The sequence below is a fragment of the Mesorhizobium sp. WSM4837 genome (assembly GCF_055811435.1).
Genome location: NZ_JBVVQE010000071.1, coordinates 1 through 21,459, shown reverse-complemented (window position 1 = coordinate 21,459; position 21,459 = coordinate 1). Strand labels below are relative to the sequence as shown.

The window sequence follows — 21,459 nt, the reverse complement described above, 5'->3', positions numbered from 1 at the left end:
AACTCTGACGAGGAAGGCGGCGGCATGAACGACCTTGGCGTCATCGATCGCTTCATGGAGACCTTCATCCGCTACATTGATAGCGGGTTCGGTCTGCTTTCGGGCGACGTCGCCTTCCTCACCACCATCCTGATCGGCATCGACATCACGCTGGCCGGGCTGGCCTGGGCGCTCGGCGACGAGCCCAACATTCTCGGCCGGCTTACCCGCAAGGTGCTCTATGTCGGCGTCTTCGCCTTCATCTTGAATAATTTTAAGAACCTCGCCGACATCATCTATCGCTCCTTTGCCGGGCTCGGCATCAACGCGTCCTCCGGCAATCTCTCCCCAGACAATCTCCTGCGCCCGGGCCGCATCGCCGCGACCGGTTTCGAAGGCGCTTGGCCGCTGCTTGATCAGGCAAGTCAGCTGCTCGGCTTTCCAGAAATCTTCGTCAACGCGCTGACCATCTTCGTGCTGCTCATGGCCTGGTTCTTGGTCATCATCGCCTTCTTCATCCTTTCCATTCAGCTGTTCATCACAATCCTTGAGTTCAAGCTCACCACGCTTGCCGGCTTTGTTCTGGTTCCCTTCGCACTCTGGAATCGATCGGCGTTTCTGGCCGAACGCGTGCTCGGCAATGTCATCTCTTCAGGCATCAAGGTGATGGTACTTGCCGTCATCGTCGGCATCGGCTCCACACTCTTCGGCGAGTTTGCTTCCGCGCTGCAAGGCAAGGAGCCGGACCTGGCCGCCGCGATGTCACAGGTGCTGGGCGCGCTGGCGTTGCTTGGGCTCGGCATCTTTGGGCCCGGCATCGCGTCGGGTCTAGTGTCCGGCGCGCCGCAGCTTGGCGCGGGCGCCGCACTTGGCACGACTGCGGCGGCTGCTGGTGCATCGCTCGTTGCCGGAGGCACGGCATTTGCTGGCGCGCGCATGGCAGCCGGCGGCAGTCTCGCCGCAATTCGGGCCGGCACAACGATGGGATCGGCTGCTTTAACGGCCTGGCAGATCGGGCGAGCAACCTCGCCCCACACCGGCCTGTCCGGTGTGGCTGCTGGATTGCAGGGCGTGACCAGTGCCGCCGGCGGCTCCGCGATGCGAGCAGCAAGAGCTGCCGCCGGAACGTTCGGGCGCAGCGCCGATGCCGGCCGGGAAGCGGCATGGACCGCGACCGGTGGTGCGCCCACCGCGTCCATGACTGGAAACCCAACCGCTGCAGATCCTAATGCCGCTCCGACGTGGGCAAGGCGCTTGCGTTCCGAACAGACCGCCCGTGCCCACCGCCACGCCGCCATGCAGGCTGTCCGTGAAGGCGACAGGCCGGGAGGCAGCGCCAATCCCTCTCTCAACGACAAGGATGACTAGATGCTGTTCAAGCGACCCGTTCAACGTTACGGCAAGACACCCGAACCGGTCACGCCGTATCAAAAGGCCGCCCAGCTATGGGACGAGCGCATCGGCTCATCTCGAGTACAGGCTAGGAACTGGCGGCTCATGGCCCTCGGCTGTCTGGCCTTGGCGACCGGGCTCTCTGGCGGACTCGTATGGCAGTCGATGCAGAGCCGTGTTGTGCCTTACGTCGTCGAGGTCGACCGCTTCGGCGAGGCACGCGCCGTCGCGCCGGCTATCCAAGACTACGAGCCCTCCGACGCCGAGATAGCCTGGCACCTCGGCCGCTTCATCCAGAATGTCCGTTCCGTCTCCACTGATCCGGTGCTGGTGCGGCAGAACTGGCTGGCGGCTTACGACCTTGCCACCGACCGTGCGGCACTCTTCCTCAATGAGTACGCCAAGGCAAACGATCCCTTCGGTCAGATCGGAACGCGCAGCGTGTCCGTCCAGGTGACCAGCGTGGTCAGGGCTTCCGACAGCTCGTTCCAGGTCAAATGGACTGAGCAGGTCTTTGAGCGCGGCAGCCTTGCCAGCACCACGCGCTGGACCGCGATCCTCACCATCGTGATCCGCCCGCCAAGCAATACGGATCAGCTGCGCAACAATCCGCTCGGTGTATTCATCAACGCCATCGACTGGTCGCGCGAGCTCGACAGTGCCGCACCGACATCCGTTTCCCCGAAGGAGCCCGCCGATGACAAATAGAGCCCAATCGTTCCGTGCCGCGCTGATCCTATCCGCATCGGCAGCAGTTCTCTCGGCCTGCGCATCGAAGCCGGTGCCGCCTGAGATTTCGTATGATGCTGCCGACTTCAAAGCAGCGGCAATTGAGAAGGCGCCAGAGACACCGGTCAAGATAGTCGAGGTGCCAAAGCCGTTGCCGCTCCCCGGCCAGTTGCAGCCAGAACCGGGCAAAATCGCCGACGACAAGCGCTCTCCTGAAGAACGCGTCGCCGACGCCAACAAGGCGGCGACGCAGCAACCCACCCGGTACGGCTACGTCAATGCGGTGCAGGTCTATCCCTTCACCGATGGCGCGCTTTATCAGCTCTATGCCGCGCCGGAGCGCGTCACCGACATCGCCCTACAGCCGGGCGAGAAACTGACAGCCGTGTCAGCCGGGGACACGGTGCGCTGGGTCATCGGCGATACCGTCAGCGGCACCGGCGACGACCAGCGCACCCATGTGCTGGTAAAACCCTTCGCGCCGGGGCTTAGCACCAATCTGGTGATCACCACGGAACGACGCACCTACCATTTGCAGCTTCAAAGCACGGATAAGACCGCTATGGCGGCGATCTCCTGGACGTACAGCGAGGACCAGATCGTCGCGCTCCGCCAGCGTAACGCTCAGGCCGAGGCTACCATGCCGGTGGCGTCGAACGTGGCGCTCGAAAACATTCGCTTTCGCTACTCGATTAGGGGCGACACACCGCCCTGGAGACCGACGCGAGCCTTCGATGATGGCAGCAAGGTCTATATCGAGTTCCCGCGCCGCATAGATCAGGGAGAGGCCCCGCCACTCTTCATCGTCGGCTCTGACGGGGACAACCAGCTCGTCAACTATCGCATGCGCGGCAACTACTACATTGTCGATCGGCTCTTCGCCGCGGCCGAACTACGCCTCGGCACCAAGCAGCAGCAAGTGGTGCGCATCACAAGGACGGACGGCCGGCAACCGTCGCGTCGCGTATCTCTCTTTGCGCGCTCCAGCAGGTGAGGAGAGGGGCCTTATGACCGACACTTCCCCATCCAATGCTCCGCCAAAACTCGATCCCGAGCAGCTGCAGTTACGGGCCTCGCCCCGCCGCGCCGTGCGGTTCAGGCGCGGCGTGATCATCGCCATCGCTGCCGTTGGGTCCGGTGCCATCCTGGGCGTCACGATGATGGCGCTGCAGGGACCGGCGCTTCGCTTCAAAGAACAGGCGGAAGATCTCTACAACACTGACCGCAAGCCAACCCCTGAAGGACTTGAAACACTTCCCAAGGACTATTCCGGAGTGAAGCCGAACCCTCCTGTGCTTGGACCACCACTGCCGGGCGACCTCGGTCGCCCCATCCTTGAGCGGCGGCGACAGCTCGGCATCGCGCCAGGGCAGGACAACTCCGCCGAGGAGCAGCGCGTTGCCCAGCAGGCGATTGAGGCGCGCGAATCACAAGTCTTCTTCCGCATTGAAAATCGACCCATGGAGGCGGGCATCGGCGGTAACGCGAAAAGTGCCCAGCAGCCGTTCGGGGCGCCTCCGCAATCTGATGCCGCTCGGCCGTCAGATTCCGTTGCCCCGGCTGAGGGCGATCAGAACAATCAACAACGCAAGCTCGATTTTGTCAGCCAGCGCAACACCAGCGGGATCTACAACCCGCATGCATTGCAGACGCCAGCTTCGCCAAATCAGCTCATGGCCGGCAGCGTGATCGCCGCAAGTCTCATCACCGGCATAAATTCCGACTTGCCCGGGTTTGTCGTCGCGCAGGTCACCGAGAACGTGCACGATACGCTCACCGGCAGCATCCTGCTTATCCCGCAAGGCTCGCGGCTGATCGGGACCTATGACAGCGTCGTCGCTTTTGGGCAAAAACGGGCGCTTCTGGTTTGGCAGCGAATAATACTGCCAGACGGTTCTTCGATCGAAATCGACAATCTGCCGGCGACAGACACTGCCGGCTATGCCGGGCTCGAGGACAAGATCGATTTCCACACCTGGCAGCTGATCAAGGGAGTCGCGCTGGCCACATTGCTGGGCGTCGGCACCGAGTTAAGTTTTGGAGAAAACGAAAGCGATCTGGTCAAAGCGATCCGGGAATCCACTCAGCAGAACGTCAGTCAAGCCGGCCAGCGCATCACCGAGAAGAACCTCAATGTTCAGCCCACCATCACCATCCGCCCAGGTTGGCCACTGCGCGTCATCGTGCACAAGGATCTGGTGCTGCGGCCATACGCAAGTTGAGCGGGAGTGAATATGGCCAACTTGAAACTTGGAAAGCTTCCAGACCGAACACCTTCGAAGATTACCATCACCGTCAGCGCGGAGTTGGGCCAAGCGCTCAAGGAGTATGCTGCCCTTTATCGTCAGGCCTATGGCGAGTCTGAAACGGTGGCAGAACTCATCCCTTTCATGCTGGCGGGGTTTCTGGAAGGCGACCGAGCGTTTGCCAAGGCCAGAAAAGAAGGTTTGCCGACGTCCAGCATGCCGGAGAAGTCGCGGCGTCTGGCACGCTCAGATTCCGAGTAACCGAGGCAATGAGTGAACCGCCCGCACACGAGCCTCGATGGGCTAACTCCGCTTGAATATGTAACCCGATCCGTCAAGGATCACACGTGAACAGGCTCACTCACAAATGGAGGCAAACAGGGGAGCACGTCACCGCGACCGCACTCTTTGGCTCAAACTGCAACCGAGTGCCTGGCCCTTCCGCTTTGGAAATATTTGTCGAACCTGGCCGCGATGCTTCGGACGAATGGGCGACTTTCAGCCGGCACGACGAAACGGTCGCCATCCAGTTCGAGCAATCGAACGGGATCGTGGAGGGCCATGGTACTCGACTCAAGAAGGAGCTTCTGGCCGGCTTTGCCGAAGCGTTCCACCATGTCGACTGCCGAGAAGGCGAAATCACACATTAGCCTCTCGATGATCCAGCCGCGAACGCGGTCGTCGTCGGAAAGCGCGATACCGCGGACAACCGCCAGCCCGCCATGCGCGACCATACTTCCGTACTCGGCGGTTGAAATATTGTTCTGCACGTAGCCCTGGCGAAAACGGCCGATGGACGAAGGGCCAAGCCCGATCAGTGTCTCGCAGCGATCCTCCGTGTAGCCCTGAAAATTGCGATGCAAAGCCCCTGCGCGGGCCGCTATCGCCAAGGCATCGCCTGGCTTGGCGAAATGATCGAGCCCTATTGCTTCATACCCCTTGTCCACAATCGCTCGCGCGGCAAGTTGCGATTGCGCCAAGCGCTCCGTGGGGCCAGGCAGCCACGCCTCTTTGATTATCGTCTGATGCTTCTTGAACCAGGGCACATGCGCGTAGCCGAACAGCGCCATCCTGTCCGGTTCCAGGGTCAGCGCCTGCGCTACGGTGGAACAGACGCTCTCCCTGCTCTGGTGAGGCAATCCGTAAAGCAGGTCCAGATTGACGGAACCGACGCCGCGGGAGCGAACTCCGTCGACGACAGCTTTCGTTCGCAAAAGGCTTTGCTCGCGGTTGATTGCCTTTTGCACTTTTGGCTCGAAATCCTGGACGCCGAGACTCGCCCTGGTCATGCCGATTTCGGCCAGCGCATCAAGGCGCGCCTCATCCATGTCGTTTGGATCGATCTCGACGCTGATTTTTGTGTCCGGGACAAAATCGAAGCTGTCCCGCAAGAACGCGCCAAGCGCCACCATGTCCCCGGGCTTCAGCATGGTGGGCGAACCGCCGCCGAAGTGGACTGCGCGGACATGGCCCTTGCCGCTGACGAGTCCCGCAACCGTCGCGATCTCCGCGTGTAGCGAGCGCAGATAGGCCGTCACCGGCTCATAGTGGCGCGTCTGTTTGGTATGACACGCACAGAACCAGCAGAGTCTGTCGCAATAGGGGATGTGCAGATAGAGCGAGATCTCGCCGCCACTTTTGAGCGCCTCCAGCCAGCCACGATAAACCGCAGGATTGACGCCCGTGTGGAAATGCGGTGCAGTCGGATAACTGGTATAACGCGGGACGTTCTCGCCAACCCGGGCAGCTAATTCGGACTGCATGTCGTGGTCCACCATGTTTGCATCGCTGGAACTCTGGGCTTATTGGCAAGCCAAAGCCCTGATTTCGGTCAATCAGCAACTCGGACAAACTGCCGCAAGGATTTTTCTACCTTAGATTGGTATCCTGCCGGCGCTTGGGATCGGGTTGAGCGAGCGCATGTCAGTACGGCGAGACATTTACACTTCCGGTATCCCCGTTCTTTGCGTCCATTGCGAAGCACGGCATCGCGGCGTCTGCGGTTCGCTTCGTCCAGACGATTTGGTTGGGCTCGCCAAGACTTGCTCGCGGCGCCAGATCGAGTCAGGAGTGGAACTGATCGGCGACGCACAGGCGGTCGACAGCTATTCGAACCTGGTTTCAGGCGTGGTTAAGCTGACAAAGAGCCTTTCCGATGGTCGCCAGCAGATCGTCGGTCTCCAGTTTGCTCCGCATTTTCTGGGACGTCCTTTTAAGGTGGAAAGCTCGATCAATGCGGAAGCGGTGACAGCTGTCACGCTGTGCTCGTTTCCAAGGGCAGCCGTCGAACGGATGATGAAGGGGTCGCCGGAATTCGAGCATCGCCTGCTCAAGCAGACGCTGAATGAGCTCGATGAAGCACGCGAGTGGCTGGTGACGTTGGGGCGCAAGACCGCATCGGAAAAGGTGGCGAGTTTTCTCCTCATGATCGCTCGGAATATGGATTCCGGTGTTGACCCGGTAGCCAGGTCAGCGTCCTTCGATCTGCCGCTGACGCGCGCCGAGATCTCTGATTTTCTTGGAATTACGAACGAGACTGTGAGCCGGCAGCTGACGCAATTGCGGGCTGACGGCGTGATTCGGATCGAGAACACACGCCATGTGATGGTGGACAGCATGAGCCGGCTGCGCTCGATGGCGATGCCGAGCCTGAGCCAGAAGACCGACAGCCTGGACAGGTTATAGAGGCCGTTCGGCGAAGAGAAGGTACAGGCCGTTGTCGCTCCTGATGGCGGAAGGCAGGCCGCGTTCCCTGAACAGGCGGATGGCGGCCTCGATGACCGGTCCTTCCTTCTTCGATTCGAGCGCTTCGCAGGCGAGCAGGTAGCGCGAGGCCTGGTCGGTGACCGCCACAATTCGACCATCGCCCGCCGGAACTCCCCTTAGAAATCCGTGCACCATAACGCGTTGGTGATAGTTGCGTGCCGAAGCGCTGCCGCTGACGGGCGCGCTTTACAGGCCGTGACGATCGAGCAGGCATGCGCCGTGCTCTTCGAGGGGATGCGGACATCGCCGGCGAGCCTCCTAATCAGGAGCTCCCTAATCTTCCTGGCACCCAGTGGGTTGGCTTGTCCTTCTTGGTTGCGACGATCGTCAGCTCGATCTGGTCGGGCAGGCGGTTGGCGTAGCGCACCGGCCGCCGTGAAGGTCAACCTAGCTGCCGAAAAATCGTGCGGCCCCCTGACATGGATCAGGGCGAGCAGGCGGCGGCTGCGCAATTGATGCACAGCGGATTTGGCGTCCGCCGGGTTCGAGATGGGTATTTGCGATGAAATTCGGCACAGAGATCGTGCTTCTAAGCCTGTTTGCTTTTGCGGCCCTGGTGGCTGCCGGGTTCGGCGTAGATGAACCATTCCGCCAGCATATGTGGGTGTTGTTCTTCGCCGTAGCTGGTTTCACCGCGATCCTGTTGCGCAATACGGAGTTCAAGCCTGCAGTTCCGATAGACCCCGCCGCTTTTATGGACAGTCCAATCCGTTACGGGGCCCTCGCGACGGTGTTTTGGGGCGTCGTAGGCATGCTGGTTGGTGTGGTCATCGCGCTGCAGCTTGCCTATCCCGATCTCAGCGTCGAGCCCTGGTTCAACTTTGGCCGCTTGCGGCCGTTGCATACATCCGGCGTGGTTTTTGCCTTCGGCGGCAATGCGCTGCTTTGCACGTCCCTTTATGTCGTACAGCGCACCTGCCGCGCCCGGCTGTTCGGCGGCAATCTCGCCTGGTTCGTGTTCTGGGGCTATCAGCTGTTCATCGTCATGGCTGCGACGGGCTACCTGCTCGGCATCACCGAAAGCCGCGAATACGCCGAGCCCGAATGGTATGTGGATCTTTGGCTGACCATCGTCTGGGTCGCCTACCTCGTCCTGTTCCTCGGCACCATCCTGAAGCGCAGGGAACCGCACATCTACGTCGCCAACTGGTTCTACCTGTCCTTCATCGTGACCATCGCGATGCTGCATGTGATCAACAACCTGTCGATGCCAGTCTCGTTCGTGGGCTCAAAAAGCTATTCAGCCTTCTCCGGCGTCCAGGACGCCTTGACGCAGTGGTGGTACGGCCACAATGCCGTGGGCTTCTTTCTCACCGCCGGCTTCCTTGGCATGATGTACTATTTCGTGCCCAAGCAGGCGAACCGGCCAGTCTATTCCTACCGGCTGTCGATCATCCACTTCTGGGCGCTGATCTTTCTCTACATCTGGGCCGGCCCGCACCACCTCCACTATACCGCCTTGCCCGACTGGGCGCAGACGCTCGGCATGGCGTTCTCGATCATGCTTTGGATGCCCTCCTGGGGCGGCATGATCAACGGCCTGATGACGCTGTCCGGCGCCTGGGACAAGCTGCGGACGGACCCGATCATCCGCATGATGGTCATGGCCATAGCCTTCTATGGCATGTCCACCTTCGAAGGCCCGATGATGTCGATCAAGACGGTCAATTCGCTCTCGCACTACACCGACTGGACCATCGGGCACGTGCATTCCGGCGCACTCGGTTGGGTCGGCATGATCTCGTTCGGCGCAGTCTATTTCATGGTGCCGAAGTTGTGGAACCGCGAGCGGCTCTATTCGCTGCGACTAGTGAACTGGCACTTCTGGTTGGCAACGCTGGGGATCGTCGTCTACGCCGCGGTGATGTGGGTCTCCGGCGTCATGCAGGGCCTGATGTGGCGCGAATACGACGACCAGGGCTTTCTGGTCTTCTCCTTCGCCGAAACTGTCGCCGCCATGCATCCGTACTACATCATGCGTGCCATCGGCGGCGCGATGTACCTGTCCGGCGCCCTGATCATGGCATGGAATGTCGCCATGACAATCCTCGGCTACCAACGAGATGAGGATCCGATGCCGCGTCCGATCGCCGCTGTCCGACCTGCGCGATCTGGAGCCTGAAAAATGGGCTTGATGAACAAACACGCGCTTATCGAGAAGAACGCCACGCTTCTTCTCGTTGGTTCCCTCCTTGTGGTGACGATCGGTGGCATCGTCGAAATCGCACCGCTCTTCTATCTCGACAACACGATCGAGAAGGTCGAAGGCATGCGGCCCTACTCCCCGCTCGAACTCGCCGGGCGCAACATCTATGTGCGTGAGGGCTGCTACCTCTGTCACAGCCAGATGATCAGGCCGTTCCGTGACGAGGTCGAGCGCTATGGTCACTACAGCCTGGCGGCCGAGTCGATGTACGATCACCCGTTCCAGTGGGGATCGAAGCGCACGGGGCCGGACCTCGCCAGGGTCGGAGATCGCTACTCGAACGAGTGGCACGTTCAGCATCTTGTCGAGCCGCGTTCGGTGGTGCCGGAATCGATCATGCCGAGCTATGCCTTCCTGAAGGATACCGCGATCGAGGTGAAGGACTTCTCGACGCACCTTATCGCCAACAGGCGCGTCGGTGTCCCCTACTCCGATGACATGATCGCTCACGCCGCAGGTGACCTGATTGCGCAGGCCGATCCCAATGCCGACACATCCGACCTGGAAGGCCGCTATCCGAAGGCGAAGCTCGGCGACTTCGACGGTAATCCGCAACAGGTCACCGAGATGGATGCCTTGGTCGCATACCTGCAGATGCTCGGCACGCTGGTCGATTTCAAGACCTATGACGAAGCCGCCGGCTACCGCTGAGGAGAAACACCCATGGATTACAACTGGATGAGAGAGTTCGCCGACAGTTGGGCCCTGCTCGCCATGGCACTCTTCTTCGTCGGCGTAGTGTCCTTCGCATTCCGTCCCGGGAGTGGCAAGCAGGCCGATGAAGCCGCCCGCATTCCTCTGAAGGACGACTGATCATGAGCGATGAACATATCGACGAAGTGTCGGGCATCTCCACCACCGGCCACGAGTGGGATGGTATCAGGGAGCTCAACAATCCGCTCCCGCGCTGGTGGGTGATCACCTTCTACGTCACCATAGTCTGGGCGATCGGCTACACCATAGCCTATCCCGCATGGCCTATGCTAAGCTCCGCCACCCGAGGCGTGCTCGTCTATTCAAGCCGCAACGATGTCAAGAATGAGCTGGCAGCGGCCGAGGTCGCCAAGGGCAAGTATGTTGCCGCCCTTCAAGCGAAGACTGTCTCCGAGATTGCCGCCGACGAAGTTTTGCGCGGATTCGCTATCGCGGCCGGTGGCGCCGCCTTCAAGGTCAATTGCGTTCAGTGCCATGGCTCCGGCGCCCAGGGTTCGAAGGGCTTTCCCAACCTGAATGATGACGATTGGCTGTGGGGCGGCAAGGCCGAGCAGATCCAGCAGACAATCACGCACGGCATCCGCGTAGCCTCAGACCCCGACACGCGCCTGTCGGAAATGCCGCCCTTTGGTGACATCATTACGCCCGAGCAGATTACACAGGTCAGCGCTTATGTCTCGAGTCTCTCGGGCGCTGTTGGCGATCAAGCAATGGTCATACCCGGCGGCAATGTTTTCGCCGAGAATTGTGCCGCCTGTCATGGTGATAATGCAAAGGGAAACACGGAGCTTGGCGCACCCGACCTGACCGACGCGATCTGGCTCTACGGGGCGGGCGAGACGGCTATTGACGCGCAGGTTCGCGCGCCAAAGCAAGGCGTCATGCCGGCCTGGGGTGGGCGTCTCGGCGAGGTCAAGGTCAAGGAACTTGCGGTCTATGTCCATTCGCTTGGCGGCGGAGAATAGGAACGGAAGCCTATTCTCGGCCTCCCCCTGCCAAGCGACGAGGCCCGGCGCGAGCCGGGCCTCGACACCATTCCGGCTGCGACCTGCATCAACACGGGGCGGACCGCCCACGGCGAGGCTGTTCGATGGGCGGCCCTGACATCGGCAGCGGGACTGGAGATGCTAAGTGCGTGATAAAACGCAGACAGAACCGCCCGAAGCAGAAGCGATCGACTCCCCCAACACCCGTGAGCCGCTTTATGCCCCACGCAAGAAGGTTTTCCCGAAGCGAATCTCGGGCAGCTTTCGCCGCTTCAAGTGGCTAGTGATGGCGATCACCCTGGGCATCTACTACCTGACGCCCTGGCTGCGCTGGGATCGAGGTCCGTTTGCTCCCGATCAGGCCGTGCTGATCGATCTTGCCAACCGCCGCTTCTATTTCTTCTTCATCGAGATTTGGCCGCAGGAATTCTTCTATGTGGCCGGCCTTCTCGTGATGGCCGGCATCGGCCTTTTCCTAATCACATCCACAGTCGGCAGAGCCTGGTGCGGCTATACCTGTCCGCAGACCGTATGGGTCGATCTGTTTCTGGTTGTGGAGCGCGCGATCGAGGGAGATCGCAATGCCCGCATGAAACTTGACGCCGGACCGTGGACGGCGCGCAAGCTTGTGCTGCGTGGATCGAAACACGCGATCTGGCTGGCCATAGCGTCAGCGACCGGCGGCGCCTGGATCTTCTATTTCGCCGATGCGCCAATGCTGATTGGCGAGGTCTTCGTTGGCACCGCGGCGCCGGTCGCCTACATCACCATCGGCGTGCTGACGGCAACCACCTACACATTCGGCGGGCTGATGCGCGAGCAGGTCTGCACCTATATGTGCCCGTGGCCGCGCATTCAGGCGGCCATGCTCGATGAAAATTCGCTCACCGTGACCTACAATGACTGGCGCGGCGAACCTCGCTCGCGGCACGCCAAAAAGGTCCAGGCCGCGGGGCAGCCGGTCGGAGACTGCGTCGATTGCAATGCCTGTGTCGCCGTCTGCCCGATGGGGATCGACATTCGCGATGGCCAGCAGCTCGAATGCATCACTTGCGCGCTGTGCATCGATGCCTGCGATAGCGTCATGGACAAGCTCGGCAAGGAGCGCGGGCTGATCTCCTATGCGACGCTGTCCGATTACAACGCCAACATGGCGGTAGCGACTGCAGGCGGCTCCTGCTCGGTGAACCCGTCGCTCGTCCGGACCGACGGCGGCGCTTTCTCGGACAGGTTAGCCCATTTCCATATCCGCAAGATCTTTCGGCCGCGCACCTTCATCTACATGGGTGCATGGTCGGCGGTCGGCATTGCGCTGCTCTATTCGCTGCTGACGCGCGACCGGCTCGAGGTCAACGTTCTGCACGACCGCAACCCCCAGTTCGTCACGCTGTCCGACGGTTCAATCCGCAACGGCTACTCCCTCAAGCTGCTCAACATGATCCCCGTGCCAAGGACGATCGTTGTCACGATGCAGGGCCTGCGGGGAGCCGAAATGAGCGTCGTTGGTATCGACCTTCCCGCAGACCGGTCCTTCGCCGTCGCGGTCGAACCCGACCGCCTGAAGATGCTGAAGGTTTTCGTGCGTCAGCCGGCGGACCAGGTCGGAAGCGCAACACAAACGTTCAAATTCCTGGTCGAGGACAAGGCGAGTTTCGAAACGGACGAATACACCGCCACCTTCAACGCCCCGGAGATCGCCAGATGAGCGCCAATACGCAAAAAACCCGCGAATTCACCGGCAGGCATATGTTGCTCATCATTCTCAGTTTTTTCGGCGTGATCGTTGGTGTGAATCTGACCATGGCAACGCTCGCCAGCACGAGCTGGACCGGTCTTGTCGTCGAAAACACCTATGTGGCCAGCCAGCAATTCAATCGAAAGGCCGAGGAAGGCCGCGCTCAGGCGGCGCTCGGCTGGACAGGCAAATTGACGATCTCTTGGGGTGAAGTCCGCTACAGTCTCAGCGATGCCGCCGGCAAACCGGTTCCGTTGCGCAGTGTCAAGGTGCTGTTTCGTCATCCCGCCTACGCGGGCGCGGACAAAGCCGTCACTCTCGCCACTGCCTCGGGCCAGGAATTTGCCGCCCAGCACACGCTAAGGGATGGCGTCTGGATCGTCGAAGTCGACACCGATGCCGGTCTGCCAGAACCTTATCGCGACGTTCGCCGGATCATGATTTCTCAGGGAGCACTGCAATGAGCTGCTGTGCGCCGGGCGCTGAAATGGCGCTGGATGTGGGCGGAGCGACGTCCAGCTTGCCGTCGAGCCAGGAGATCGGGTTGGCAAGCCGCTTGCTTGGCGATGACCTTCGCCAGACCGATCTGTCGGTGCCGACGGTTCACTGCGCGGCCTGCATCCAGGCGATCGAGACGGCTCTCGAAAAGCTCGATCGCGTCGAGGGCGTTCGGGTCAACCTGTCGACGAAACGGGTATCGATCCGGTGGCGTGGGGTGGAGGTTCCGCCATTCGCCGCCGCGCTTGGACGGCTGGGCTACGCGGCGCATCTGTTCGACCCGCAGGTCGGCGAGAAGGACAAGACGCTTTCGGAGCTGATCCGGGCCGTCGCGGTCGCCGGCTTTGCTGCGGGCAACATCATGCTGCTTTCCGTCTCGGTCTGGTCAGGCGCTGAAGGCGCGACGCGTGACCTGTTCCATTGGGTCTCGGCGCTGATCGCTATCCCGGCGCTCGCCTTTGCCGGCGGAATCTATTTCCGCTCGGCATGGAATGCTTTGCGTCACGGTCGCATGAACATGGACGTGCCGATTGCGGTTGGCGTTTCGCTCGCCTACGCAATCAGCCTCTACGAGACCATCAACCATGGCAACCACGCCTATTTCGATGCGTCGGTGTCGCTGCTGTTCTTCCTGTTGATCGGCCGCACGCTGGATCACGTGATGCGCGAGCGTGCCCGGACCGCGGTGAACGGCCTGTCACGGCTGGCGGCGCGGGGCGCCATGGTGCTGCGCGAGGATGGTTCGCGCGACTACCTGCCGGTCGAGGAGATCGAACCCGGCTTGCAACTGCTGGTCACCGCCGGCGAAAGGATTCCCGTCGACGGCAAGATCATTCGAGGCTCTTCCGATCTCGACTGTTCACTGGTTTCCGGTGAAAGCACACCCAGAACCGTGTCGTCAGGGGAAACCGTGCAGGCCGGCACACTCAATCTCACGGGCCCGCTGACCATCGAAGCAACAGCCGCCGCAAAGGATTCCTTCCTGGCCGAAATGGTCCGGCTGATGGAAGCCGCCGAGGGCGGTCGCGCGCATTATCGCAGGATCGCCGACCGCGTTTCAGCGCTCTATGCTCCAGTGGTCCATCTGACATCCTTGGTGACGTTCCTTGGCTGGATGGCGGCGACCGGCGATTGGCACCAGGCTGTAACGATCGCCATCGCCGTTCTCATCATCACCTGCCCGTGTGCGCTCGGTCTCGCCGTGCCGATCGTGCAGGTGGTCGCTGCGCGGCGTCTGTTCGAAAGCGGCGTCATGGTCAAGGATGGCTCGGCTATGGAGCGTCTGGCGGCGATCGACACGGCGGTGTTCGACAAGACAGGAACGCTTACGCTCGGACAGCCCCGGCTCGTCAACGCGTCGTCCATTGATCCGGCCATGCTGGCCATCGCAGGCGACATGGCCGTGCATTCCCGCCATCCGTTCTCAAGGGCCATAGCCGGCTCTGCGGGCTTTGCCGGTCAGCCGAAGCTCGAGTCCGTCAGCGAGCACCCTGGTTTCGGGATCGAAGCCACCGCCGCTGGCAGCACCTGGCGACTTGGCCGGCGCGGCTGGGCCGGGTGGAAGGCCCGAACCGCCGGCGAACGCGGATACGGCGGAACGGTTCTGACCAAAGATGGGATCATTGTCGCGTCTTTTGTCTTCGAGGACGCGCTGCGTGCAGACGCCAGAGAGGCCATCGAGCAATTGAACAACGCCTGCATCTCCGTGGAAATGCTGTCTGGCGATACCGCAGCTGCCTGCGGCGAGGTCGCGGCGATGTTGGGCATCCATCACTTTGTTCCGGCGCTGCTTCCTTCGGGCAAGGTCGAGCATATCGAAACGCTGTCGAAGGACGGCCACAAGGTGCTGATGGTTGGCGACGGCCTCAACGACACCCCTGCGCTGGGCGCGGCACACGTCTCGATCGCTCCAGCCACGGCGGCCGATGTTGGCCGCAAAGCAGCGGATTTCGTGTTCCTGCGCGAAAGCCTTTCGGCAGTATCCCTTGCCCTCGACGTCTCGCGAAAGGCCGGACAACTGATCCGGCAAAACATCGCCATAGCAATTGTCTACAATGCTGTTGCCGTGCCTATCGCCATCCTGGGGCACGTCACTCCGCTGATCGCCGCAATCGCGATGTCGGCTTCGTCACTGCTTGTCATTGGCAATGCGCTGAGGCTGCAAGGCATTGCCGCGAGCCCAACGCAGACGGTTCGTACGCGGGGCAAACGTCCCAGTATCGGCGCATTGGCACGATTGTCATGACGACGCTTATCTATCTCATGCCCGTAGCTCTGTTTCTCGGCGCGCTGGGTCTGTCCGGCTTCCTGTGGGCCTTGAGGAGCGGTCAATACGAGGATCTCGACGGAGCCGCCGAGCGGATCCTCATTGACCGGGACGAGAGGCCGGAACGCTGATTCCGTCACCCGAGGGCCTGCGTCGCCCATTCCGCCATGCAAGCGGCCGATGCCACGAAGTACCTCCCACGGCCGCACGAGCGCTGGCGATGTACGTGTTCCAAGTGCAACGGAGCGGATAGACCGGCGGCGCGGGTTTGTCGTGTCTGGCTGACCCAGATCAGTGCTGTCTCCCCACCGCCCTGATTTAATGGACGAGTCTTTTCAAGGGGAGAACGCATGTCTAGCCGGACGGAAGCTGAGCGGTATCAGGTGCTGGCCGTGTTCGCCGGGGCGCCGGCATTGTCGAAGCCGTGAGCAGGCCGGCGCATGTCATTGCAGGAGCCGATGCGTTCGAATGAGCGAGTTCAAGCCAGTTCGGTTCGTTGATGTCGCGCTGGAGGGGCAATTCTGGCGCGAGCGGCTGGAGACGGTGCTGACACGGACCATTCCCAGCCAGCACGTCCAGCTTAGCAAGCAAGGTGTATTGCTGTCCCTCACACTGCCGAACCAGTCGCTGCCACTGAGCGTCCCAGGCAACGAGCACGATTTCGGGCAGGTGTTCTGGGATTCCGACGCCGGCAAGTGGATAGAAGCAGCATCCTACGCGCTGTCACACAGGCGTGATCCCGACATCGAGGCATGGATCGAAAACATTGTCGATGATCTCGAAAAGGCGCAGGCTCCCGACGGTTATCTAAACTGCTGGTACCTGCAGCGCGAGCCCGACAAGCGCTGGACCAACCTGCGCGACAATCACGAACTCTACAATCTTGGACATCTGCTCGAGGGCGGTATCGCCTACTTCCTCGCGACGGGCCGGCGCCGGCTCCTGGACATCCTTGAGCGGTATGTTGACCATGTGCGCAAGACATTCGGCCCGAACCCCGGCCAGAAGCGCGGCTATTGCGGCCATCAGGAAATCGAGCTGGCCCTCGTTAAGCTCTATCGCTTGACTGGAGACAGAATGCATCTCGACCTCGCGGCCTATTTCATGAATGAGCGCGGGCGTCAGCCGCACTACTTCGATCAGGAAGCGGTCGCGCGCGGGGAGAACCCCAGGGATTTCAGGGCGAAAAGATATGAGTACAACCAGTCGCACAGGCCGGTGCGCGAGCAAACTAAGGTGGTCGGACATGCGGTCCGAGCGATGTACATGCTTTCTGCCATGGCCGACCTCGCGGCGGAACTGAATGACGACAGCCTCAAGAAAGCATGCGAGGTGCTCTGGGCCGACGTCATCTCCTCGAAAATCTACATCACGTCCGGCTTGGGTCCGGCTGCCGCGAATGAAGGCTTTACTGAGGATCACGACCTGCCGAACGATACGGCGTATGCGGAGACCTGCGCCTCGGTAGGCCTGATCTTCTGGGCACATCGCATGCTGCATCTCGAACTCGACGGCCGATACGCCGACGTTCTGGAACAGGCGTTGTTCAACGGCGCGCTGACCGGCCTTTCGCGCGATGGCGAGCGCTATTTCTACTCCAATCCGCTCGAGAGCGATGGGCGACGCAGCAGATGGGCCTGGCACTCATGCCCATGCTGCACGATGAATTCGTCTCGTTTGATTGCTTCGATCGGAGGCTATTTCGTCTCGGCCAGTGAAAACGCAATCGCCTTCCATCTCTACGGCGGCGTTTCGACGAACATTCAACTCGCTACGGGCAATGTGTTCCTGCGGGAAACCAGCGCCTATCCATTTTTCGGCTCGATCAGGATCGAGGTCAGCCCTGACGCGCCGGCCGAGTTCACGATCAACCTCCGCATTCCCGGTTGGGCTCATGAAGCCGAAGCTTCGGTCGGGGGATGTGCAGTCGACGTGACGGCATGCACCAGAAATGGCTATCTTGCGATCTCGCGGCTATGGAATGCCGGAGACACCATCGCCCTCGAACTACCGATTTCTCCCGAGCGCATCTATGCTCATCCCTCGGTCAAGCAGGATATCGGCCGGGTGGCGCTTAAGCGCGGACCATTGGTTTATTGCGTTGAAGAGGTCGACAATCCCGGGGCGCCCGTGCAGCAGCTCACACTGCCGCGAGAGTCCAAGATCGAAACGATGGAACGGGGCGATCTTTTCGATGGCGTGGTCACGCTGACTGCCTCCGCGCAACGCGTCGAAGACCAAGGCTGGGGAGACAGCCTATACAGAAATACGCCCCCCATCGCTTCGGACTGCCGGCTAACCGCCCTGCCATACTATCTCTGGAACAATCGGGCAAAAGGCTCGATGCAAGTGTGGCTGCTGGAAAGCTGAATGGCCGAGGTGAGAAACCCGTTGGTTGGCTGGCTATCTGCCCAGGTGAGCGGAGTATGCCAAAGTTTTGTTTGCAGGAGTGAACGGATGTCGCGATTTCGCCTATTGACGATCTTCATGTCGGGAATGCTGGGAACGGCGACGTTGCCGGATCCAGTCGCCTCGGCACCAGTCCTCAACCCCGCCAATCGCAATGGGCTGGTCGAGCAGAACGAATTACTGATGCTGGAGAACAGGCTGCGGCGGCAGCAATATCAGCAGCAGCAGCAGCAGTTCCGTTCCCAGGATCGCGAGATCGCGCCGCAGCAACGGCCCGATCGACCGCTTACTTGCCAGCTACAGCCGTCAAGCAACGGCTTTGTGAGCATCTGCCGCTGATGAGGCGGCTTGCCACTTATTTAGGCGGCCATAGCTTGTGCGCGTCGTGCTTAACTGGCATCAGAGGCGTTTTTTGATTTCGCAGCTCGTGCTTGGGCACTGGAGAGCCTACGCGATGGCGCCACGCTGATGGCCGACTCCGATGACAGCTTCGACATCATTGTCGTTGGAGCGGGGCCGGTCGGACTTTGCTTCGCCGCATCACTCGCTCAAAGCCAACTCAAGGTCGCAGTTGTCGAACAGAACCCAATTGATACTCTCGCCAATCCGCCTTTTGACGGCCGCGAAATCGCGCTGACCCACGCCTCGATCAGAATCCTTCGCGAGATCGGCGCCTGGGATGCCATCCCCGCTTCGGACAAATCACAGCTTCACGGCGCGCGCGTGCTCAACGGTTCGAGCCCTTTCGCTCTGCGTTTCGATCCTCCCAGCGGGTCTGGAGAACCCCTCGGAGTTTTGGTCCCAAATTGCCGGATCCGCGACGCGCTGTTCAAGACAATCCACGTGCAGAATCACGCGCGGCTGCTGTGCGGCCACTCGGTCGTAGATGCAACAACCAGCCACACAGGAGCACTCGTAACGCTGTCTAATGGCGTGCAGTTGAACGCTAGCCTTGTGGTTGCCGCCGATTCACGTCTGTCGGCCACTCGTGATCTGCTCGGCATAGGCGCCGATATCAATCGGCTTGGCTACTCGATGCTAATATGCCGGGTGCGGCATGAGCGCCCCCACCACCAGGTGGCAATCGAATGGTTCGATCACCATCAGACGATAGCGATGTTGCCCCTGGCGGAGGGAGTGTCGTCGCTGCTGCTCACCCTGCGCTCAAACGAGGCCGATAGACTGCTTGCCTTCAGCGACCATTTGTTTCTGAGGGAATTGACGAACCGGTGTCGAGGGCGCCTTGGAAAAATGACCTTGGCAAGCAAGCGCCATACCTATCCGCTGGTCACGACTTGGGCGCACAAATTCCGAGCTCCCAGCGCCGCACTCATCGGCGACGCTGCCATCGGCATGCACCCGGTGACTGCGCATGGTTTCAACATCGGTATCAGCGGCCAGAAGCAACTCGCCTATGGAATCCTAACAGCATGTCGCGACGGTCGCGAGATTGCCGATCCCGACATGCTGCACGGATACGAAAGGTGGCTGCGCCTGTCAGCGGCGCCGCTCTTCCACGGCACGAACATTCTCGTCGGACTCTACTCAAGCGAGCACCCGGCGGCACGGCTTGCACGACATGTGGGGCTTCGGTTCGCCCAACATGCCCCCTTTATGCGGCATGGCATTTCGGCCATGCTTAGGCGATGAAACCGTACCAGCAGCTTTGGACCTTGCGCGATGAAAGAGGGCCTCATTCGCCGGAGTAATCGCTGCCCCTGCACGCAGAGGCGGCAGCTTCCCGCGGCAGGCCCTAAATGTCGCCCCGAAGAGGTATTGTCACCGCGCGAATTGGAAGCCGGCGATATCGACGACATAGTTCTGAATGGTCTGGCGGCAAAGACCTCCCAGCAACGATGTTCGAAATCGAGATTACCGAAGAATCCCCAGTGGACCCGGACAGAGTAGATGAAAAGCTCGGGCGCCTTTCACATGCCGGCATTTCCATCGCGCTCGATGACTTCGGCACCGGCTTTTCCACGTTGGCATCTCTCAAGGACAGTCGGATACGCAAGGTGAAAATAGACCAAGGCTTCATTCGCGGCCTAGCCAAGTCTCGGGAGGACCGGCTGCTTGTCAAAACGGTGATCGATTGGTCGGGCGCTCGGGATCGATGTCATGGCCGAGGGCGTCGAAACAGAGGCAGACCGGCAAATTCTGCACAAGCTTGGCTGCAGAACCGCTCAGGGCGTCCTATTCTCCAAGGCGGTGCCTCTAAGCCAGGCGATTGAATTGGCACTAAAAGAGCACGCGAAGCAATGTTGATCGCCGCCGTCATCAGTCACTGCATCGAGCAGAGCAGTCACTGCATCGAGCAGAGCGTAAAAGGACCGATGGGCCGGGCGAGGCGGAAATGGGAAACACGTTGATCACTGGCGTGCCATACGCTGTTCGTGGCGCAGGTTAGGTTTTCCAGGGTGGCAAGTCGCCTCCAGTCCGCGATTCACTTCGGTTGCGCCGATCATGATGTCCGGAAGCAAAGGGAAGGCTTAGAAGGGTAGTCCGCTTGCTCAGGTCAGACGAATCCCAGTTGTTGGGCGGTCTGGAACAAAGCGAGCAGCATGATCAGGCAGCCGACGAGCCGCAAAAGCGTCCGCTCGGCAATCGCCTTGAGCACCCATCCGGCAAGCGGAGCGGCGACTATGCCGCCCACGATCAGCCCCAGCACCGAGCTTGCATGTGTCGACAGCGCCCCCGCTTCCTGCCAGTGCCCACTGACGAGCGCGACGATGAAGGTGACGGACACCGCTAGCGTGATCAGGAACTCGGCCGCATTGACAGTGCCGATCACGTAGCGGGGCGGCGCGCCGGCGCCGAGCAATCCGGTCACGACCATCGGGCCCCATCCGCCGCCACCTGCGGCGTCGAGGAAGCCGCCTACAGTACCCAGCGGCGCCACAAGACGGGTAGGAACCGGATTGCTGGGGATCTTGCGGAACGACCGGAGGAACAGCCAGAGCCCGATCACAGCGAGATAGGTCGTGACGTAGGGCTTCACCATGTCGCCGTCGAACGAGGTCAGCACGAAGGCGCCGAGGCAGCCGCCGAGAATGCCGAAAGGAGCAAGCCGCCAGAACAGCTTCCAGTCGATATTGCGGTGGTAGTGGTGCGCCGTGCCGGAAGCGGCCGTGGTGAACACTTCCGCCGCGTGTACCGCGGCGGAAGCCTGCGCCGGCGGAACACCGAAGGAGAGCAGCACGGTGGAGGAGATCGCGCCATAGGCCATGCCTAACGCGCCGTCAACCGCCTGGGCGAGGAAGCCGACAATGGCGAACAGAATGAAGTCAGTCATGGTGTCCGCCGTGAACGTGCCGCCGTATGTAGCCTTGTGGATGTGGCATCCGGCTTGGCTCCGAGTCAGAGAAAAGGGCGGCATCGCTGCCGCCCATCGAGATTGTTGAAGTGCGTGGACCTTAGAAATCCATACCGCCCATACCGCCCATACCGCCCATGCCACCCATGCCGCCGCCGCCCATGCCGCCTGGCATGCCGCCGCCAGCCGACTCCTTCTTCGGAGCCTCCGCGATCATGGC

Annotated in this window: 20 protein-coding genes and 2 pseudogenes; 19 read left to right on the top strand and 3 right to left on the bottom strand. The window is 61.0% G+C overall.

All coding sequences use genetic code 11. The features are described from left to right. Positions 1-24: 24 nt before the first annotated feature. The 5 genes from trbL to AC0L3D_RS29685 are packed head-to-tail and all read left to right on the top strand — an operon-like array spanning position 25 to position 4,607. A complete protein-coding gene (gene trbL / locus AC0L3D_RS29705) occupies positions 25-1,347 on the top strand; it encodes a P-type conjugative transfer protein TrbL (RefSeq protein ID WP_473518572.1) in 1,323 nt (440 codons plus the stop codon). Next, positions 1,348-2,079 (top strand): conjugal transfer protein TrbF, encoded by a 732-nt coding sequence (gene trbF, locus AC0L3D_RS29700; protein ID WP_008871927.1) that lies wholly within the window; start codon positions 1,348-1,350, stop codon positions 2,077-2,079. Next, positions 2,069-3,094: a P-type conjugative transfer protein TrbG gene (trbG, locus tag AC0L3D_RS29695; protein WP_473518574.1), complete on the top strand. Its 1,026-nt coding sequence runs from the start codon at positions 2,069-2,071 to the stop codon at positions 3,092-3,094. Before trbF ends, trbG begins: the two co-directional genes overlap by 11 nt. Positions 3,095-3,107: 13 nt before the next feature. Next, a complete protein-coding gene (locus AC0L3D_RS29690) occupies positions 3,108-4,322 on the top strand; it encodes a TraB/TrbI/VirB10 family type IV secretion system protein (RefSeq protein ID WP_473518575.1) in 1,215 nt (404 codons plus the stop codon). Between the two features lie 12 nt (positions 4,323-4,334). Then, on the top strand, positions 4,335-4,607 hold the full coding sequence (locus tag AC0L3D_RS29685) for a DUF2274 domain-containing protein (RefSeq protein ID WP_473479515.1): 273 nt from the start codon (positions 4,335-4,337) through the stop codon (positions 4,605-4,607). 152 nt (positions 4,608-4,759) lie between these two features. Here the strand turns inward: AC0L3D_RS29685 and hemN are convergent, their stop codons facing one another. Further along, the gene (hemN, locus tag AC0L3D_RS29680) at positions 4,760-6,109 is read right to left on the bottom strand and encodes an oxygen-independent coproporphyrinogen III oxidase (protein WP_473518576.1); all 1,350 of its coding nucleotides are present in this window, start codon (positions 6,107-6,109) and stop codon (positions 4,760-4,762) included. Between the two features lie 157 nt (positions 6,110-6,266). Between hemN and AC0L3D_RS29675 the strand changes: the two genes are divergently transcribed. Beyond that, positions 6,267-7,031, top strand: coding sequence for a Crp/Fnr family transcriptional regulator (locus tag AC0L3D_RS29675; protein ID WP_473518589.1), 765 nt, complete (start codon positions 6,267-6,269; stop codon positions 7,029-7,031). Here the strand turns inward: AC0L3D_RS29675 and AC0L3D_RS29670 are convergent. Continuing rightward, positions 6,974-7,491 (bottom strand): annotated as a pseudogene (locus AC0L3D_RS29670) (IS481 family transposase); the annotation flags it as partial. The gene AC0L3D_RS29675 and the pseudogene AC0L3D_RS29670 sit on opposite strands and share 58 nt — an antisense overlap. 123 nt (positions 7,492-7,614) lie before the next feature. Between AC0L3D_RS29670 and ccoN the strand changes: the two are divergent. The 13 genes and pseudogenes from ccoN to AC0L3D_RS29605 all read left to right on the top strand — a co-directional run bounded on the left by ccoN (position 7,615) and on the right by AC0L3D_RS29605 (position 20,191). After that, positions 7,615-9,234 (top strand): cytochrome-c oxidase, cbb3-type subunit I, encoded by a 1,620-nt coding sequence (gene ccoN, locus AC0L3D_RS29665; protein ID WP_473518577.1) that lies wholly within the window; start codon positions 7,615-7,617, stop codon positions 9,232-9,234. Between the two features lie 3 nt (positions 9,235-9,237). Next, positions 9,238-9,969, top strand: a complete 732-nt coding sequence (gene ccoO / locus AC0L3D_RS29660) for a cytochrome-c oxidase, cbb3-type subunit II (protein WP_473518578.1) — start codon at positions 9,238-9,240, stop codon at positions 9,967-9,969. Positions 9,970-9,981: 12 nt separating this feature from the next. After that, positions 9,982-10,131: a cbb3-type cytochrome c oxidase subunit 3 gene (locus AC0L3D_RS29655; protein WP_473518579.1), complete on the top strand. Its 150-nt coding sequence runs from the start codon at positions 9,982-9,984 to the stop codon at positions 10,129-10,131. 2 nt (positions 10,132-10,133) lie between these two features. Beyond that, positions 10,134-10,997, top strand: a complete 864-nt coding sequence (gene ccoP, locus AC0L3D_RS29650; protein ID WP_473646704.1) for a cytochrome-c oxidase, cbb3-type subunit III — start codon at positions 10,134-10,136, stop codon at positions 10,995-10,997. A gap of 166 nt (positions 10,998-11,163) precedes the next feature. Next, positions 11,164-12,723, top strand: coding sequence for a cytochrome c oxidase accessory protein CcoG (ccoG, locus tag AC0L3D_RS29645; protein WP_473646702.1), 1,560 nt, complete (start codon positions 11,164-11,166; stop codon positions 12,721-12,723). Then, entirely contained in the window at positions 12,720-13,217 is a 498-nt protein-coding gene (locus AC0L3D_RS29640) for a FixH family protein (protein WP_473479532.1), read from the top strand. The genes ccoG and AC0L3D_RS29640 overlap by 4 nt, the downstream gene beginning before the upstream one ends. Next, on the top strand, positions 13,214-15,496 hold the full coding sequence (locus AC0L3D_RS29635) for a cation-translocating P-type ATPase (RefSeq protein ID WP_473646701.1): 2,283 nt from the start codon (positions 13,214-13,216) through the stop codon (positions 15,494-15,496). The genes AC0L3D_RS29640 and AC0L3D_RS29635 overlap by 4 nt, the downstream gene beginning before the upstream one ends. Further along, positions 15,493-15,648 (top strand): cbb3-type cytochrome oxidase assembly protein CcoS, encoded by a 156-nt coding sequence (gene ccoS / locus AC0L3D_RS29630; protein ID WP_473479536.1) that lies wholly within the window; start codon positions 15,493-15,495, stop codon positions 15,646-15,648. Before AC0L3D_RS29635 ends, ccoS begins: the two co-directional genes overlap by 4 nt. Before the next feature lie 337 nt (positions 15,649-15,985). Continuing rightward, a complete protein-coding gene (locus AC0L3D_RS29625) occupies positions 15,986-17,887 on the top strand; it encodes a glycoside hydrolase family 127 protein (RefSeq protein ID WP_473646699.1) in 1,902 nt (633 codons plus the stop codon). After that, on the top strand, positions 17,888-18,265 hold the full coding sequence (locus AC0L3D_RS29620) for a hypothetical protein (RefSeq protein ID WP_473479540.1): 378 nt from the start codon (positions 17,888-17,890) through the stop codon (positions 18,263-18,265). It abuts the gene before it with no gap. Between the two features lie 129 nt (positions 18,266-18,394). Beyond that, entirely contained in the window at positions 18,395-19,576 is a 1,182-nt protein-coding gene (gene ubiM, locus AC0L3D_RS29615; RefSeq protein ID WP_473479543.1) for a 5-demethoxyubiquinol-8 5-hydroxylase UbiM, read from the top strand. 107 nt (positions 19,577-19,683) lie between these two features. Then, positions 19,684-19,959 (top strand): annotated as a pseudogene (locus AC0L3D_RS29610) (EAL domain-containing protein); the annotation flags it as partial. Positions 19,960-20,017: 58 nt separating this feature from the next. Beyond that, the gene (locus AC0L3D_RS29605; RefSeq protein WP_473628832.1) at positions 20,018-20,191 is read left to right on the top strand and encodes an EAL domain-containing protein; all 174 of its coding nucleotides are present in this window, start codon (positions 20,018-20,020) and stop codon (positions 20,189-20,191) included. A 250-nt stretch (positions 20,192-20,441) separates the two neighbouring features. Here AC0L3D_RS29605 and AC0L3D_RS29600 read toward each other — a convergent pair whose 3' ends face one another. Next, on the bottom strand, positions 20,442-21,218 hold the full coding sequence (locus AC0L3D_RS29600) for a sulfite exporter TauE/SafE family protein (RefSeq protein ID WP_065010507.1): 777 nt from the start codon (positions 21,216-21,218) through the stop codon (positions 20,442-20,444). Between the last annotated feature and the right edge of the window lie 241 nt (positions 21,219-21,459).